Raw genomic sequence first — 18241 nt, 5'->3', positions numbered from 1 at the left:
TGTGCGGCGCTGCGTTCATCTGATGGAGCGATATTGGCGCAAAGGATTGCCGCCAACAATTACATCAATTGTTTCGATATAATTGCATAATCTGCAATATTCTTTTTGTTACCGTCCGAGGTTTGCAGGCAACGGGCGGCGGCATGCGTCGCCCGTTGCATTTCTCTTGTCGATCAGGCTCAGACTGCCCAGCAGGAACAGCCCAATGCGCCGAAGAAGCCCTTCAGATCGGCAATCGGCAGTTTCGATGTCCAGGCACCGGCATGGTCGTGACCATGAACACCGCAATCACTGGCGCAACCACAGGAGGTGATCGCGGCGCGTCTCAGCGAGTTCTTTCCGGCACCCTGCGGCTCGCCCCAGGCGGCATAACCGCCGAAGGTGCGGACCGGCGACCAGTCGGGCATGGCGGGCGGAATATTACTCTCGTCGAGCACCCTGAAGTCGCCGGCGCCATAAACGATCTTGCCGCCCACCATGGTCAGTTCCGAGGTGAGGAAGGATATTTCATCTTCCGCGCAGGAGAAATAATCCTTGTCCGGCACGACGAGATCGGCGAACTGCCCTTTCTCGATGCGGCCCTTCTTGCCCTCTTCGTTGGAGAACCAGGTGACCTTTTCCGTCCACATGCGCAGCGCCGTTTCACGGTCGAGGCAATTGGCGCGCGGATAGAGCTGCATGCCGCCGACTGTCTTGCCGGTCACCATCCAGAACAGCGATACCCACGGATTATAGGAGGCAACGCGCGTTGCATCCGTGCCCGCCGAGACGTTCACGCCCTTTTCCAGCATCCGCGCAATCGGCGGTGTGGCTTCCGCCACGCCCTGGCCATAACGTTCGACGAAATATTCGCCCTGATAGGCCATGCGATGCTGGGTGGCGATGCCGCCACCAAGGGCGGCGATGCGATCGATCGAGCGGTCAGAGATGGTTTCCGCATGGTCGAAGAACCAGTTCAGTCCTTCGAGCGGGATATCACGATTGACCTTTTCGAAGACATCCAGCGCCCGCGAAATGGTCTCGTCATAGGTGGCATGCAGACGCCAGGGCCAGCGGTTTTCCGCCAGAATACGGACAACGTCTTCAAGCTCGCCTTCCATCTCCGGTGGCATATCGGGTCGCGGCTGACGGAAATCCTCGAAATCGGCGGCGGAAAACACCAGCATTTCGCCCGCACCATTATGCCGGAAATAATCGTTGCCCTGCTTGTATTTGACCGATGACGTCCAGTTGAGGAAGTCCTCCTTTTCCTGCTTCGGCTTCTGCGTGAACAGGTTGTAGGCCAGCCGAACCGTCATCTGGTTCTCATCCGACAGCTTCTGGATAACCTCGTAATCGTCAGGATAGTTCTGGAAACCACCACCCGCATCGATCACGCCGGTCACACCCAGCCGGTTCAGCTCGCGCATGAAGTGGCGGGTGGAATTGACCTGATAATCGAGCGGTAGTTTCGGCCCCTTGGCGAGCGTCGAATAGAGAATGCCGGCATTCGGCTTGGCGAGCAGCAGACCCGTGGGATTGCCGTTGGCATCACGGGTGATCTCGCCGCCGGGCGGGTTCGGCGTATCCTTGGTATAGCCAACGGCGCGTAGAGCTGCGCCGTTCAGCAGCGCCCGGTCATAGAGATGCAGAAGGAAGACCGGCGTATCCGGCGCTACCGCATTGATTTCCTCGATGGTCGGCAGACGCTTTTCGACGAACTGATGCTCGGTGAAACCACCGACGACGCGCACCCATTGCGGGGCCGGCGTGATTGCCACCTGGCGCTTCAGCATATACATGGCATCGGCAAGCGAGCGAACGCCGTCCCAGCGCAGTTCCATGTTGAAGTTCAGGCCGCCACGAATGACGTGTGTGTGGTTGTCGATCAGGCCGGGCAGCACGCGCTTGCCCTTGAGATCGATGATCTTCGTTTCCGACCCGGCAAGGGCCATGACCTCGGCATCGCTTCCCACTTCAACAAACAGACCATCCTTGATGGCGACTGCCGTTGCATTCGGATTGCCGCGATCAAGTGTCGTGACGCGGCCATTGTGAAGGATGGTATCTGGATGCATGGACGAAGCTCCGCTCTTGATGGGATCAGCGGCCTTAGCCGGTGAAAACAGATTCGGAAAGGCGAGACTGGATGCCGCGCCGAGGAAAGTGCGTCGTGTCGGCATCAGCTTTTCTCCCGGTTGGACGGCTGCTGCGTCTGCGCGAGATCAGTGGTTTCAGCGCCACCCTTGGGCATATGGCCGAACATGTGCGGCTTGATCTGGTTGAACCACGAAACGGCGGCCGGTTCCCTGTCGATGATCGACCTTGCGAAGGGGATGATCTGTTCGCCGACCAATATGCCCAGCAGACCGACAAGCGCAATCACGGGCGGCGCCGGCGAGCGCACGTTAAGCAGGCTGTAGACGATGCCGACCAGCAGGCCGGCGCCAAGCGACAGAAGATAGACTTTCATGGAAACCTCCTTTGGATGGATAAAGCCGCGCCGGACGGGATACTGGTCCCGCCGGCGTGGCATGGCTGAAAGCTTACTTCGCGGGGTTCGGGCCGATGCGCTTGCCGTGCTTGACGCGCTCTGCACCACCATGGACATGGGTGACGGCATAATCGATGCCCATGCCGTAGGCGCCGGAATGTTCCTTCACCAGCGAGGTGACGGCGTCATAAGTTTCCTTGCGGGCCCAGTCGCGCTGCCATTCCAGCAGCACCTGCTGCCAGGTGACGGGAATGACACCCGCCTGCACCATGCGGTCCATGGCATATTTATGCGCATCGAGAGAAGTGCCGCCGGAGGCATCCGCCACCATGTAAATCTCGTAATCCGCGACATCATGCAGCGCCGAGAGTGCGAAGGTGGTATTGCACACTTCCGTCCACAGACCGGAGACGACGATCTTCCTGCGGCCGGTGGCGGCATTTTTCGCCAGCGCATCGCGGACATTCTGGTCATCCCAGGAATTCATCGAGGTACGTTCGAGAATATCGTTTTCCGGGAAGACCGCGAGCAGCTCCGGGAAGGTGTTGCCGGAGAAGCTTTCCGTTTCGACCGTGGTGATGGTTGTCGGGATGTTGAAGATCTTTGCCGCCTTGGCGAGGCCGACGACATTGTTCTTCAGGGTCTGGCGGTCGATCGACTGCACACCGAAAGCCATCTGCGGCTGCTGGTCGATGAAGATCAACTGGCTGTTTGCGGGAGTGAGGACTTCAAGCTTCGACATGGTGGTTCTCCGTTCAGGTGGTGATTGCCGGTCTACGGCGGTGAAATTGACAAGGCTTCGCCGGCCGGCTGCCCGTCAGGGGCAGCCGTCTTGAGAAGGCGGAATGGTATGGTCAGTCGATACGGATCAGCGATCCGCCTATGCGGCGAGCGACACCAGGTTCGCCTCGATCTGGTTGCGGAAAGGCTCGTAGCGGCTGGGCAGCTTCAGCGCTTCGCCCAGATGCGCGGTATCCTCGTCGCGGTCGAAACCGGGTTCATTGGTTGCGATCTCGAACAGGATTCCGCCCGGCGTCCGGAAATAGATCGCCCAGAAATAATCGCGATCGATGACGGGGGTGACCTGATAACCCGTATCCATCAGGGCCTTGCGCACTTCCAGCTGCTTTTCGCGGTTTTCGACCGCAAAGGCGATATGGTGGACCGAACCTGCTCCCTGACGGGCAAAGGGCGTATTCGGCAGGGTCGCAAGATCGATCGTATCGGCCCCGTTGCCGCCGGGAATGACATAACGCGTCACATTGCCCTCGGCATCGGCCCGCTCGTATCCCATGAAGCGAAGAAGTTCTTCGGTGGCAGTCGTATCATTCAGGTTGAAGCGTGCGCCGGAGAATCCGCGTATGGCGTTCTCTTCGGAAATGCCCTCAGCCTGCCAGGCGGCGCGTCCATCATTTGCCGTTTCGATCAGGGCCAGGCCATCGCCATCGGGACCGGTGAATCGCAGGCGATTGGCGCCGAAGACCGTGTCGGCCTGAATGCCGGCGGCACCCATTGCAATCAGCCGGTCTTTCCAGAAGCCCATGGCACCCTTCGGGATAGAGAACTGGGTCTCGCCCACCTCACCCACGCCGGGGCGGCCCGCCATCATGTGGTCGAAAGGAAAATAGGTCATCACCGTGCCGGGCGTACCCATTTCATCACCATAATAAAGGTGATAAACGCTGGGTTCGTCGAAGTTGACGGTCTTCTTCACCCGGCGCAGGCCGAGCGTATCGGTGAAAAAGCTGTTGTTCTGCCGCGCATCCGACGCCATCGAGGTAACGTGGTGCAGGCCCTTGATATCCTTGATCATCATCGGCGCCTTTCGTGGTCGCTGTGTTTGTTTCGATGGACAAAGATGTAACCCGCTTGATCACGTTGCGGAATTGCAATATTTCTCTCGAATGAATTGCGATTTTTGAAATAATGCGATGAACGATCATAAAGCTCTCAAAATCTTTCTGATGGCGGCCGAGAAGCGCAATTTCGCGCAGGTCGCCCGCGAACTCAGCATGACGGCCGCCGGCGTCACGCGCGCTATTGCCGCGCTCGAATGTGATCTCGGTGTGCAACTATTCGTCCGCACCACCCGGCAGGTATCGCTGACCACAGATGGCGCCGTCTTCGCCGCGCAGATACAGCCTGCGGTCGAGGCGCTGGAGAATGCCCGGCGCGATGTCCGCAACGCCCACAAGGCCGATGAGGGCCGGCTCAGGATCAGCGCGCCGACATGGCTCGGCAAGACGGTGCTGCCACCGATCCTGTCGGGTTTCCGGGAACTGTATCCGAAAATGTGTTTCGAGATTTCCCTGTCGGACGGCCTGGTCAATATTGTCGATGACGACTACGATCTGGCGATCCGCATTTCGTCGGCCCCGTCAGACAAATTCACCATCTGGCGCAAGATCAGGGCTGTGCCGAGAATCCTGGTGGCGGCACCGGGCAGCCGGTTCACACAGATGAAACATCCAAGCGACCTCACTCCTGATGATTGCCTTGCCTATAGCGGTGAAAGCCGGCGGGAGAACTGGATCCTCTCGGACGGCGGATCGAGCATCACCATAACGGCCGGTCGCGCCTTCAGCGCCAATAATGGCGAGGTTCTGGCTGATATGGCAGCCGATGGCGCAGGTGTGGCCATGCTGCCGGGATTTCATATCGCCGAACATATCCGCAGCGGCCGGCTTGTCCATGTTCTGCCGGGCTGGGCCCCACCGGAACTCTGGCTGACGCTCTATTATCCGCCCTATCAGACGCTGCCGCCGCGCATCGCCACCTTCTCGAAATTCTTCGAAGAACAGTTGACGGCCCATATGGTGGCGCTCGACTAGAGCCGGCACATTCCAGCATGACGACGCGCGGAAGGGCGGCGGTTATAAGAGCGATCTGACTGCAATAGCGGGAAGGCTCTTTCGGCGCCGTTTGCGGAATGTCGTCATCAGCGTATGGCTGAATTAGCCTATTCGTCGCATCTGCCCGGCTGAAGCATTGTCATGGCCTAAAAACAGCTTCCGATTTTAAAAAAACCTAATACCAGCGTAGAGAATCAAGAAAAAAACGATTTTTCAACCGCGGCGGGCAAGCGTTACATAAGCGCATCAGCCCCTACCAAGCATCGTTATTCAGTTTAGGGCGAGACCGGCAACCAGAACCCGATACTCCTGCCATCCCGAAGTCATGCTACCTATACGATAGCGAACGCATCTGGTTTCTGGCAGTGAAAGATGGCCAAACCGACACTTGTCCGCTTTATTTTATACTTCACTAGAATCTAAAATATGCATCTACCAAGAATAGATGACGCCACTCTAAATATTAACTCGGCTTTAAATGTTCGCCTGATATGACACGCACGTCGTGAGCTTCTTAAGCGGCAAGAAATTATTAGCGGCATTCGCACAAGCTAGCGTGGAAAATCCGGGTCCGATCTCCGGCTCGAATTGCATGAAGCGTTTCCAGCGCAGGTTCACATGAGCCATGTTCTCCACAATTTCGCTTTATTTGCGGATGCCGGGTTCCTGTCATCATGGGCAGTGTCTGGCAGCAGATAGGCGTGACCATCCGCCATTCGGTAAAGGACACGTTCATGACTTCGATCCTCTCTTCACTGTCTGCTGTGCAGATTTCCAAGCTTTCCACGTCGACGATCGCCGGCCTGACGTCGGAAGACGTAAATGCTCTTGATAGCACCAAGATCAAGGCTCTCTCTTCGTCTCAGATCGCCTCGTTGAGCACGGATAACCTTGCTCTTTTCAGCTCCGAAGACCTCCGCGCCATTTCGGTAACGGCGGTCAAGGGCCTGACGCTCACCCAGATGGCGAAACTGAGCTCCGCCCAGGTCAGCAGCCTGTCTTCGTCCCAGGTCACGGCACTTTATGCCAGCCAGATCGACGCCATGTCGACCGACCAGATCAAGGCGCTCAACTCCTCTCAGGTCGCAGGGCTCAGCTCCGCCCAGGTCGCAACGCTGAGCAGCGACGAACTCGCTCTCTTCACCACCGACGAGATCAAGTCGATCAGCGCCAATGCCATCGCAGGTCTTTCCGCGGCGGCTATCGCCGGTCTCAGCACCGACAATGCAGCCGCACTGACGAAGTCTCAGATCGCCGCCATGTCTTCCACGCAGTTCAACGCGCTCACGTCGGGCAGCCTTGCAACCTTCTCGGCGGACGAAGTCAAGGCGATCAGCAACAAGATCCTCGCTGGCCTCGATGTCACCAAACTCAGCACCGGCAACATCGCAGCCCTCAGCAAGGCACAGGTTTCGGCGCTGTCGACGACACAGTTCGCTGCCATGTCGACCGACCAGATCAAGGCCCTCACCTCCGATCAGGTCGCCGGTCTCAGCTCCGCGCAGGTTGCGACGCTCAGCAGCGACGAACTGGCTCTCTTCTCCACCGATGAGATCAAGGCGATCGGCGCCAACGCCGTTGCCGGCCTGTCTGCCGCAGCCCTGGCGGCGCTTACCACCGACAACGCTGCAGCACTGACGAAGACCCAGATCGCGGGTCTGTCTTCGACACAGCTGAATGCACTGACCTCCGCCAACCTTGCAACCTTCTCTGCAGATGAGATCAAGGCCATCAGCACCAAGGCGCTGGCCGGTCTCGATGTTACCAAGCTCAGCACCGGCAACATCGCCGCGCTGACCAAAACCCAGGCCGCATCGCTGTCCTCAACACAGTTCGCAGCCATGTCGACCGACCAGATCAAGGCCCTCACATCCGAGCAGGTCGCCGGTCTCAGCTCCGCGCAGGTTGCGACGCTCAGCAGCGACGAACTGGCTCTCTTCTCCACCGATGAGATCAGCGCCTTCAGCGCCAATGCGGTCGCTGGCCTTTCCACAGCAGCCCTGGCTGCCCTCACCACCGGCAATGCAACCGCACTGACGAAGACACAGATCGCTGGTCTGTCTTCGACACAGCTCAATGCCCTGACATCAGGCAGCATCGCCACTTTCTCCGCCGATGAAGTCAAGGCCATCAGCACCAAGGCACTGGCCGGCCTCGATGTGACCAAGCTCAGCACCGGCAACGTCGCAGCCCTCAGCAAGGCACAGGTTTCGGCGCTGTCGACGACACAGTTCGCTGCCATGTCGACCGACCAGATCAAGGCCCTGACATCCGAGCAGGTCGCCGGTCTCAGCTCCGCGCAAGTTGCGACGCTCAGCAGCGACGAACTGGCTCTCTTCTCCACCGATGAGATCAAGGCGATCGGCGCCAACGCCGTTGCCGGCCTGTCTGCCGCAGCCCTGGCGGCGCTTACCACCGACAATGCATCCGCACTGACGAAGACCCAGATCGCGGGCATGTCGTCCACGCAGATCAATGCCCTGACCTCCGCAAACCTTGCCACCTTCTCTGCAGACGAGATCAAGGCAATCACCACCAAGGCTCTCGGCGGTCTCGATGTCACCAAGCTCAGCACCGGCAACATCGCCGCGCTGACCAAAGCGCAGGTTACATCGCTTTCCTCGACGCAGTTTGCAGCCCTGTCGACCGACCAGATCAAGGCTCTCACCTCCGAGCAGGTTTCGGGCCTCAACTCTGCCCAGGTTGCGACACTGAGCAGCGACGAACTCGCTCTCTTCACCACCGACGAGATCAAGTCGATCGCCGCCAACGCCGTTGCGGGTCTCTCTGCTGCGGCGCTGGCAGCGCTTACCACCGACAATGCATCCGCACTGACGAAGACGCAGATTGCTAGCCTCTCATCCACGCAGCTCAACGCCCTCACCTCTGCAAATCTCGCTACCTTCACGGCAGACGAGATTAAGGCGGTCACCACCAAGGCGCTGGCCGGTCTGGATGTCACTAAGCTCAGCACCGGCAACGTCGCCGCACTCAGCAAGGCACAGGTTTCGGCGCTGTCGACGACACAGTTCGCTGCTATGTCGACCGACCAGATCAAGGCTCTCACCTCCGATCAGGTTGCCGGCCTCACCTCCGCGCAGGTTGCAACACTGAGCAGCGACGAACTGGCTCTCTTCTCCACCGATGAGATCAAGGCGATCGGCGCTACTGCCGTCTCCGGTCTGTCTGCCGCAGCCCTGGCAGCGCTTACCACCGACAATGCATCCGCACTGACGAAGACCCAGATTGCCGGCCTGTCTTCGACGCAGCTCAACGCCTTCAACTCCGCGAACCTCGCCACCTTCACGGCGGACGAAGTCAAGGCGATCACCGCCAAGGCTCTCGGCGGACTTGATGCCACCAAGCTCAGCACCGGCAACATCGCCGCACTCAGCAAGGCACAGGCGGCAGCATTGTCCACGACGCAGTTCGCAGCGCTCTCGACAGACCAGATCAAGGCCCTCACATCCGAGCAGGTCGCAGGTCTGAACTCTGCTCAGGTCGCGACGCTCGACAGCACCGAGCTTGCCCTGTTCTCGACAGACGAGATCAAGGCCATTGGCGCCAACGCCATTGCCGGTCTTTCCACTGCGGCCATTGGCGGCCTCAGCAGCGCGCAGGCTGGAGCACTTTCGGCCCAGCAGATGAAGGTCATGAACGATGCCCAGGTCGAGGCGGTCATCAAAGCCTACAAGACAGTATAAGGCTTAAGAACCCAGACAACACACGACGCGGCCAAAAGCCGCGTCGTGGTACGTTTGAAATAACCTTACAGAATGTTTTAATAGCATATCTTTTCAGCGAAATACGCGATAGTTTTATCTAACCATAAACCGCAATAAATACCCCTAGCGATTGGCGATTATTACGTCGTATTTTCTTTCCGATACTTTATGCGTGAGGGGATCGGCAATTTTATTAGATCAATCCTTCAATCATCATGAGAACGGCGGGATGAAACACCCCCCATCCGCAGAACATGTGAGCAGGCATCGCTTCACATGACTGCGCCAGCGCTTCGGAAGCCGCCGTTTAACTAGAGGGTCATTTCACCTCTCCGGGCCAGGGGACGATCCGGGCAAGCAATCCGGCTTTAAACACATCCAGCCACAGGCAAGTTATCTGCGATAGCTAAAGACGGCCCATCAACAGGCTGTTTTATCTTCGACCCTTTGTCGCCTTGCCGCAGGATGTCATGACCGCCAACCACGTCTCTCCTTCAAACGACGCCGCCGCTCCCAGCGCCCTTGATCTCGCGCGGAACCAACGGTTGAGCCTCATGGATCTGCTGAGCGTATCAGAGGCGCTCAATGCCGCCGGCCAGCAGGCCGCTGCGGCAGAGCTTTACAAGACCTGGGTCGCATTCAACGACAATAACCCGACGATCCATCTCGCCTATTTCAACTATGCCGTCATGCTCAACCAGCTGGGCGATCGCGCAGGTGCGGTACAGGCGTTCCGGGCGTGTCTGAAGGCCAATCCGGAATTTGCTCCCGGCCACATCAATCTCGGCCGCGCGCTTGAAGATGCCGGGCTGATCGGCCACGCGGTGGAGCAATGGTCGCATTATGCCGAGGTGACGAAAAATGTCGACGCCGAGACGATCGGCCATCGGCACATGACCCTGCAGAACATGGGCCGGGTTCTCGAAGGCGCCGGCAAGCTCGAAGAGGCCGAGACCGCTTTGCTGCAGGCATTTGAACTGCGGCCGGAACTGCCGGAAGCCGGCCAGCACTGGGCATCGTTGCGACAGCGCCAGTGCAAATGGCCGGTCCTCGCCCCTTCGAACCACATTTCCCCGCGCAAGATGCTCGATGCGATGTCGTCGCTGACGCTCAGCTGTTACGCCGACGACCCGATGTTCCAGCTGGCCAAAGCTTACCGCCTCAGCAAAACGCTGATCGGCGCGCGTCCGGACCTCAGCCGCTTTCCGCGAAGATCACCGAAGCAGAAATCCGGCACCGGTCAGCGTCTGCGCGTCGGTTACCTCTCATCGGATCTTCGCGATCACGCCGTCGGCTTCGCCCTTTGCGAAGTTCTGGAACTGCATGACAAGGACAGCCTCGAGGTCTTCGCCTATTATTGCGGCAATGTCCGCGGCACCGACAGCACGCAGGAGCGCATCAAGGCCGCAGTCCATTGCTGGCGGGATATTCACGGTGTGGACGATGCCACCGCCGCATCACAGATCATCGCCGACGAGATCGATATATTGATCGACGTGAATGGCTACACCAAGGACGCGCGCGCAAAAATCTTCGCCTATCGTCCAGCACCTGTCATCGTCAGCTTCTGCGGTTACCCCGGATCGATGGGCAGCCCGTTCCATCAATATCTGATCTCTGACGGCTACATGATCCCGCCGGAGAACGAAATCTATTATTCCGAGAAGGTGCTGCGCATCGCCTGCGACCAGCCGCTCGACCGAAAGCGGCCCGTCGCCGCCCGGCCGAGCCGGGCCGACGTCGGACTGCCGGAGGATGCCTTCGTTTATGCCAGCTTCAACGGCATGCAGAAGATCACCGAAAACTGCTTCGCACGATGGATGACCATCCTGTCGGAGACGCCCGGCAGCCTGCTATGGCTGCTGACGGGTGATGACGACGTCAATCAACGCCTGCGAGATCTTGCGGAAAAAAGCGGCGTTGCGTCCGAGCGGCTCGTCTTCGCGCCGAAGGCCCAGAACCCGCAGCATATTGCCCGCATCGGTCTTGCCGATCTGTTTCTCGATACATTCCCCTATGGCGCACATTCCACGGCATCGGATGCGATAACCTCAGGCCTGCCCGTCCTCACCATGTACGGCAAGACCTTCGCCGCACGCTTCTGCGGCAGCATTGTCACCGCAGCGGGCGTGCCGGAAATGATCTGCTCTTCACCGGAAGATTATGTCGCCCGTGCCATCGGTTTCGAACGAGACCGCCAAAGCCTTCTGGAGGTCAGGGAATCGATCGCCCGGCAGCGCGAGACGAGCGTCCTGCGGGATATCCCTGCGCTCGCACGGCGTCTGGAAGAACTCTTCTGGCAAATGCAGGGCGAATGCGAGCGCGGCGAGACCCCGGTGCCCGATCTCAGCAATCTCGATATTTATTATGAAGCGGGTGCGGAAGCGCTGCTGGAAAACATCGAGTTCGAGGACGAACAGAGCTACCGCGAGCGCTACCTGAAGAAGCTGAGGCAATGGCACGATTACGCGCCGATCCCTTATGACCGCCGCCTCTGGCAGAACCCGGACAATTGAGCGCCGCATCAAACGGCACCGGCCAGGACAAATGCCATGCGGCACCTCCCGGCAAATCTTGACCGCCCGCGGGGCGATGGATGAACAGGACTGACTTACCAATGATCGCGGACGAAAGAATTGTCATTGTGGGCGCCGGGCTTTCCGGCGCGGTCATTGGCCGGGAGCTTGCACTGGCGGGCCATCTGGTCGACATCATCGATGCCCGTGATCACATTGCCGGCAATTGCCATACCGAACGCGACGGCGAAACCGGCGTCATGGTGCATGTTTACGGTCCGCATATTTTCCATACCGACGACCGGGAAGTCTGGGACTACGTGAACAGCTTCCAGACCTTCATGCCCTACAAGAACCGCGTCAAAACGACGAGCGGTGAGCAGGTCTACTCCCTTCCCGTCAATCTGCACACGATCAACCAGTTCTTCGGCAAGAATTTCCGGCCCGATGAAGCGCGAACCTTCATCGAGGACAAGGCCGATAAATCGATCACCGATCCACAGACCTTCGAGGAGCAGGCGCTGCGCTTCGTCGGCCGCGATCTCTATGAGGCCTTCTTCAAGGGATATACCGAAAAGCAATGGGGCTGCTCGCCGACGGAACTGCCGGCCTCTATCCTGAAACGCCTGCCCGTGCGCTTCAATTACGACGACAATTACTTCTTCCACAAATATCAGGGCATGCCGGAAAGCGGTTATACTGACATGATCGAGCGCATCCTCGATCACCCCAATATCACGGTAAAACTCGGCACGCGCTTTGACCGCGCCGAAGCGCCGGCCACCGGACACGTCTTTTACTCCGGTCCGCTCGATGGCTATTTCGATTTCGAATTCGGCCGCCTGGCGTACCGGACGCTCGACTTCGAACGGTTCACCTATGACGGCGACTACCAGGGCTGCGCGGTGATGAATTACGGCGACGTGTCGGTACCCTTTACCCGCATCACCGAACACAAGCATTTTTCGCCGTGGGAAGACCATGCCGGCTCCGTCTGCTACCGGGAGTTTTCCCGCGAATGCGGCCCACAGGACATTCCCTATTATCCGATCCGGCTGGTCGAGGATAAAGAACAGCTCGCCGACTATGTGGCGCGGGCCGAACGGGAAGCGTCGGTCACCTTTGTCGGACGGCTCGGGACCTACCGTTATCTCGACATGGATGCGACCATCCGCGAAGCGCTCGACACTGCCCGCCTCTATCTCGCCAGGCGATCAGAGGGCGGTTCCATGCCGGCATTTCTGCATTCACCCGTCTGAGATTTATCGGCCGGCGAGCACGCCGGTGTCCGAGCCTCTGCTGTACTGAACTCAATATTGCAAAGGGCGATCGGCGGAAGCGCAACTTAAGGTTCAGGCAAGCCCGATTGCGTACTCAACATCTGAAAAATGATGGACCTGAGTAACCGATGCTCTTCCGAGGGCTGGGGCAGGAAATTCATCTGTCGAGGCTTGGGCTTTAGGATTTTCCAGACATGACGTCGATCATTGCTTCCCTGAATGTCAATCAGATCAGATATCTCTCGACAGAGGCGGTCGCAGCCTGGACAACCGAGGACGTCGCGTCACTCTCCACAACGCAGATCAAGGCGCTCTCATCGGATCAGATCGCGGCATTGGATGTGGAGGATGTGAAAATCCTCAACTCTCAGCAGCTGAGCGCCATTTCACAGGGCGCCATTGTTGGTTTGACGCTCGACCAACTCAACATTCTCGATCAATACGCCATCAAAAGTCTGAGTGCGAGCCAGGTTTCCGCGCTGACGACCACCCAGTTTCATGCCCTGACGACGGATCAGGCAGAAGCCCTGACCTCTTCCCAGGTGCGCGTTCTCAGCTCCGCACAACTTGCGGCGCTGAGCGCAGAGGATATCGCAACCTTCTCGACCGCTGACATGGCGGCGATCACGGCCAAAGCCATGCCGGGCCTCGGCACGGAGGTGATCGCAGGACTTACCCCGGATCAGATCGCGGCTCTGAACATCAGCGCGATCGCAAGCCTGACGACCGAACAGATCGCGATCCTGAGCCCGCAGCAGGCGGAAGCCTTGACCCCTGCCCAGGTGAGGGTGTTGAGCTCGCTTCAGCTCGCTGCCCTCGGCACAGACGATATCGCCACCTTCTCCGCGGCCGACATCGCTGCTATTACCGGCAAGGCCATAACGGGCCTGAGCATCGAGGCAATCGCGGAACTGACGTCGGATCGCGTCGCCGCTCTGAATGCAAGCGCGATTGCCGGCCTGACGACCGAGCAGATCGAGGCCCTGAGTACCGCTCAGATAGCCGCCTTGACGACAGCGCAGATCGCAGCACTCAAAACGACCCATGTCGCGGCCTTGAGTACGAGCCAGGTCGAAGCCCTGTCACCGTTACAGGTACGGTCGCTGACTGCGTCGCAGCTCGCGGTCCTGAGCGCAGAGGACATCGCAACATTCTCCACCGCCGACATCGCCGCGATCACGGGCACAGCCATGCCCCGCCTGAGCACGGAGGCGATCGGTACTCTGACGCTGGATCAGATCGCCGCGCTGACGACAGCCCAGCTGAACGCCCTCAGTTCGGCACAGTTCCAGGCCCTGAGCGCCGGTCAGGTCGAGGCCCTGTCGGCCACTCACATTGCGGCCCTGAGCACCGGCGTGATCGCTAGCCTGACAGCCGATCAGATCGAAGCCTTCAGCACCCGGCAGGTCGAGGCCCTCTCCGCGGCACAGGTGAAGCTGCTGAACTCGGCTCAAATTGCAGCCCTGAGCCCGGATGATATCGCGACATTTTCGACCGCCGATATTGCGGCGATTGCCGGCAAGGCAATATCAGGCCTGAGCACCGGCGCAATCGCCGCGCTGACCACCGCTCAGATCGCCGCCCTGACGACCGGCGCGATCGCCAGTCTGACCGACGACCAGATCGAAGCCCTGAGCACCAGTCAGGTGGCAGCCCTCTCCCCGACACAGGTGAAATCGCTGAGTTCAACACAACTCGCTGCCCTGAGCGTGGAAGATCTCGCGACCTTCTCGAGCGCTGATCTTGCCGCGATTACCGGTAAGGCCATGTCGGGCTTGAACACGGATGTCATTGCAGCACTGACCGCCGCTCAGATCGCCGCCTTCGGCGCCAGTGCGATCGCCGGCCTGACGTCCGATCAGGTAGAAGCCTTGAGCGGCAGCCAAGTCAGCCTTTTGTCCACCACGCAGATCAAGGCGTTGAGTTCAACGCAGGTCGCCGCCTTGGGTAGCGATGTCGCTGCCTTGTCCACCAGCCAGACCGCCGTATTGAGTGCGGCAAGCATCAAGGGCCTGACCCCGGAGCAGATTGCAATCCTGCGCCCCGATCAGTTTTCGGCTTTGACCACGGCCCAGATCGCGGCTCTCAGCTCGGGACAGATAACGGCGATGGGCGCCAGCAACATCGCATCGCTTTCCATGGCCCAGATCGCGGCCATAAGCACGTCAAGCATGACCGGACTTTCAACCGGCCAGATCGCCGCGCTCAGCACCGAGCAGATTTCCAGGCTGTCGAGCAGGCAGATGGCAATGTTGAGCTCGGCACAAATTGCGGCGCTTGGCACCGAGGCCGTCGCGGCTCTTTCGACAGCACAGATTTCCGGCCTGAGCGCCGCGGGTATTTCTGGGCTGAGCAAGCAGCAAGTGGCGACATTCAGCACCGCCCAGGTTGAAGCCCTGACGAGTGCGCAGATCCTCAACTTCAGTTCCATGCATATTGCCGAACTGGGGACAGAAGATCTGGCAAAATTCACCACCAAGGATATCGCTGCGATCAGTTCAAGTGCGATCGCGGGATTGTCGGCGGAGGCAATAGCCTCACTGACGACCGCCCAGATTGCGGCTCTGAACACGCAAAGCATCAATGCGCTGAGCACCGCGCAGATTGCCGCCTTGACGACCGCTCAGGTGGAGGCCTTGACCTCCACGCAGGTCAACGCGCTCACCTCGAAGCAGATCGCGGCCTTGAGCACGGATGATATCGCGACATTCTCGACCAAGGATATTGCCGCGATCAATTCGGATGCGATTGCAGGCCTCTCCGCGGAGACCATTGCGTCGCTCGCTACAGGCCAGATCGCCGCACTGAATGTGAGAAGCATCGCGGCGCTCAGCACCGTGCAGATCGTGGCCCTGACAACGGCTCAGGTCGAGGCATTGACCACTGTTCAGGTCGGCGCGCTCAGTTCTACGCAGCTTGCTGTCCTGAGCACGGACGATATCGCAACCTTCTCGACGAGGGACATGGCCGCGCTCGGTTCAAGTGCGATCGCCGGCCTATCGAAGGACACCGTAGCGTCGCTGACGACAGCCCAGATCGGCGCGCTGAGCATGGCCGGCATCAGCGGGCTGAGCACGGGGCAGATCGCCGCATTGACGGGTGATCAGCTCAACGTCCTCACCAATACCCAGATCGCCGCCCTCACCTCCAAGCAGGTTGCGGCATTTGATGTGAGCGACATCACGGCACTGTCGACAGGCCAGATCGCCGCCCTCAGCGCTGCGGGTGCGGCAGGTCTCACCACCGATCAGATCGCCGCCCTGAGTACCGATCAGGTCGGGGCGATGACCAGCGGCCAGATCGCGGCTCTCAGCGCAAAACAGATCGCCGCTCTCGGCACAGACGACATTGCGACTTTCTCGACCGGGGACATTGCCGCGCTCAGTTCGAATGCGGTTGCGGGCCTCTCAAGGGACACTGTCGCATCGTTGACGACAGCACAGATCGCCGCGCTGAGTTCGGCCGGCATCAGCGGTTTGGGCACCGGACAGATCGCAGGCCTGACAAGCGAACAGGTCAACGTCCTCACCAATGCCCAGATCAGCGCCCTCACCTCAAAGCAGGTTGCGGCACTTGAGGTGACCGATATTGCCTCGCTTTCAGCGGCACAGATAGCCGCCATCGGCGCCGCAGGCGTGGCAGGCCTCACCACGGATCAGATCGCCGCCTTGAGCATCAGCCAGGTCGAGGCCCTGACCAGTGCCCAGATCGCGGCCCTGAATTCGAAACAGATTGCGGCTCTCAGCGCCGACGATCTGGCTATCTTCACCACCGCGGAAATGGCCGCGATCGGTTCTGGTGCAATCTCCGGCCTGCCGGCATCGACCATCGCATCCCTGACGACGGCGCAGATCGCGGCCCTCGGCGCGGCGGCCGTATCCGGCCTCACCACCGACCAGATCGCCGCCCTCGGCACCGGCCAGGTCGACGCCCTCACCAATGCGCAGATCGGCGCCCTCACCTCCAAACAGGTGACGGCACTCAGCGTTTCCGGCATCGGCTCGCTTTCATCAGCCCAGATAGCCGCTCTCAGCACAGCGGGCGTGGCGGGCCTCACCACGGATCAGATCGCGGCCTTGAGCACCAGTCAGGTCGAAGCCCTGACCAGCGTCCAGATCGCGGCCCTGAGTTCGAAACAGATTGCGGCCCTCGGTGCCGATGATCTTGATATCTTCACCACCGCCGAAATCGCCTCGATTGGCTCCAGTGCGGTCGCAGGCCTGTCGGCGTCGACCATCGCCTCCCTGACGACGGCGCAAATCGCGGCCCTCGGAACCGCGGCCGTATCGGGCCTTACCACCGACCAGATTGTGGCCCTCGGCACCGGCCAGTTGAACGGCCTCACCAGCGCACAAATTGGCGCCCTCACCTCCAGACAGGTTGCAGCCCTCAGCGCGACCGGCATTGCCGCGCTGACGAAAGGCCAGATCGCCGCTCTCGACGCCAAGGCTGTCGCGGGCCTTGGCAGCGCGCAGGCAGGCGCGCTGAGCGTCGAACAGGTCGAAGCCCTGTCCACCCGTCAGATTGCGGCGTTGACTTCGGATGCACTTCAGGGACTGTCTACCGACATGCTCGAGACCTTCTCGCCGGATGAACTCGCGGCGATTGGCGCGGGCGCGATAAAGGGGCTGTCCACGAACTTTATCGCCGCGCTTTCCACGGCAGAAGTTGCCGCCCTGAGTACCGCAGGCGTCTCCGGATTGACCAGCGAGCAGGTCGATGCCCTTGGTAAGGACAGGATCGAAGCCCTGTCCACCAGCCAGATCACCGCATTGAGCTCATCCGGGCTGGCCGGGCTGACACTGGAGGATATGGGAACATTCTCCAGCGGCGAACTTGCTGCAATCAGTTCAACGGCCATCAGGGGCTTGTCCAACAGCGTCGTCGCTTCCCTGTCTTCAGAGTCGATCGCCGCTCTGACGACAGGCCAGGTGGCGTCACTGAGCTACGGCCAGATCGCGGCAATGGATGCTGCACAAATCGGCGCATTGTCGACATCCCAGGTCAGCGCCCTCAGCGCAAGGCAGGCGGCCGCGCTTGGTGCAGACGACCTCACGACATTTTCCGCCGAACAGATCATCAGCTTGAGTTCAAGCGCGATCCCGGGATTGAGCACCAGCACACTCGCAGGCCTCACGACTTCCCAGGCCGCAGCCTTCACGCCCGGCCAGATCGCGGCCATGACATCGGCTCAGGTTACCGCGTTGAACAGCAGCAAGCCGGCCAACAGCTCCGTGCAGGAGATCGCTTCCTTCCTCTCGACCCCCGCGGCGGCGACGTCTTCGGCGCAAGATAGTACCGGCAATACCAGCGGATCGGTCGGCACGTCGACCACGGCGCAGGACTCGTCCGACGTCGCCTCAGCCATCCTGTCTTATCTTGATGTCTGAGCGGT

Annotated in this window: 9 protein-coding genes; 5 read left to right on the top strand and 4 right to left on the bottom strand. The window is 59.8% G+C overall.

Going from position 1 to position 18241, the window contains the following annotated elements:
• Positions 1-179: 179 nt before the first annotated feature.
• The 4 genes from ATU_RS18575 to ATU_RS18560 all read right to left on the bottom strand — a co-directional run bounded on the left by ATU_RS18575 (position 180) and on the right by ATU_RS18560 (position 4286).
• Positions 180-2162, bottom strand: coding sequence for an amidohydrolase (locus ATU_RS18575; RefSeq protein ID WP_010973480.1), 1983 nt, complete (start codon positions 2160-2162; stop codon positions 180-182).
• Positions 2162-2452 (bottom strand): XapX domain-containing protein, encoded by a 291-nt coding sequence (locus ATU_RS18570; RefSeq protein WP_010973479.1) that lies wholly within the window; start codon positions 2450-2452, stop codon positions 2162-2164. The genes ATU_RS18575 and ATU_RS18570 overlap by 1 nt, the downstream gene beginning before the upstream one ends.
• 73 nt (positions 2453-2525) lie before the next feature.
• Positions 2526-3215 carry a hydrolase gene (locus ATU_RS18565; RefSeq protein ID WP_010973478.1) on the bottom strand — a complete coding sequence of 230 codons (690 nt, stop codon included), beginning with the start codon at positions 3213-3215 and terminating at the stop codon, positions 2526-2528.
• A gap of 138 nt (positions 3216-3353) precedes the next feature.
• A complete protein-coding gene (locus ATU_RS18560; RefSeq protein WP_010973477.1) occupies positions 3354-4286 on the bottom strand; it encodes a VOC family protein in 933 nt (310 codons plus the stop codon).
• Between the two features lie 118 nt (positions 4287-4404).
• On the opposite strand from ATU_RS18560, the gene ATU_RS18555 reads away from it, so the two are divergent.
• The 5 genes from ATU_RS18555 to ATU_RS18535 all read left to right on the top strand — a co-directional run bounded on the left by ATU_RS18555 (position 4405) and on the right by ATU_RS18535 (position 18236).
• Positions 4405-5304, top strand: a complete 900-nt coding sequence (locus ATU_RS18555) for a LysR family transcriptional regulator (RefSeq protein WP_010973476.1) — start codon at positions 4405-4407, stop codon at positions 5302-5304.
• Positions 5305-6059: 755 nt separating this feature from the next.
• The gene (locus ATU_RS18550) at positions 6060-9029 is read left to right on the top strand and encodes a beta strand repeat-containing protein (protein WP_010973475.1); all 2970 of its coding nucleotides are present in this window, start codon (positions 6060-6062) and stop codon (positions 9027-9029) included.
• 491 nt (positions 9030-9520) lie between these two features.
• Positions 9521-11566, top strand: a complete 2046-nt coding sequence (locus ATU_RS18545) for an O-linked N-acetylglucosamine transferase, SPINDLY family protein (RefSeq protein ID WP_010973474.1) — start codon at positions 9521-9523, stop codon at positions 11564-11566.
• A 101-nt stretch (positions 11567-11667) separates the two neighbouring features.
• Positions 11668-12825 (top strand): UDP-galactopyranose mutase, encoded by a 1158-nt coding sequence (gene glf / locus ATU_RS18540; protein WP_010973473.1) that lies wholly within the window; start codon positions 11668-11670, stop codon positions 12823-12825.
• Positions 12826-13040: 215 nt separating this feature from the next.
• Positions 13041-18236: a beta strand repeat-containing protein gene (locus ATU_RS18535; protein ID WP_010973472.1), complete on the top strand. Its 5196-nt coding sequence runs from the start codon at positions 13041-13043 to the stop codon at positions 18234-18236.
• Positions 18237-18241: the final 5 nt, after the last annotated feature.

Source organism: Agrobacterium fabrum str. C58 (assembly GCF_000092025.1).
GTDB classification, from domain to species: Bacteria; Pseudomonadota; Alphaproteobacteria; order Rhizobiales; family Rhizobiaceae; genus Agrobacterium; species Agrobacterium fabrum.
The sequence above is the reverse complement of the archived record's forward strand: the minus strand, read 5'-3'. Positions and strand labels throughout refer to the sequence as shown.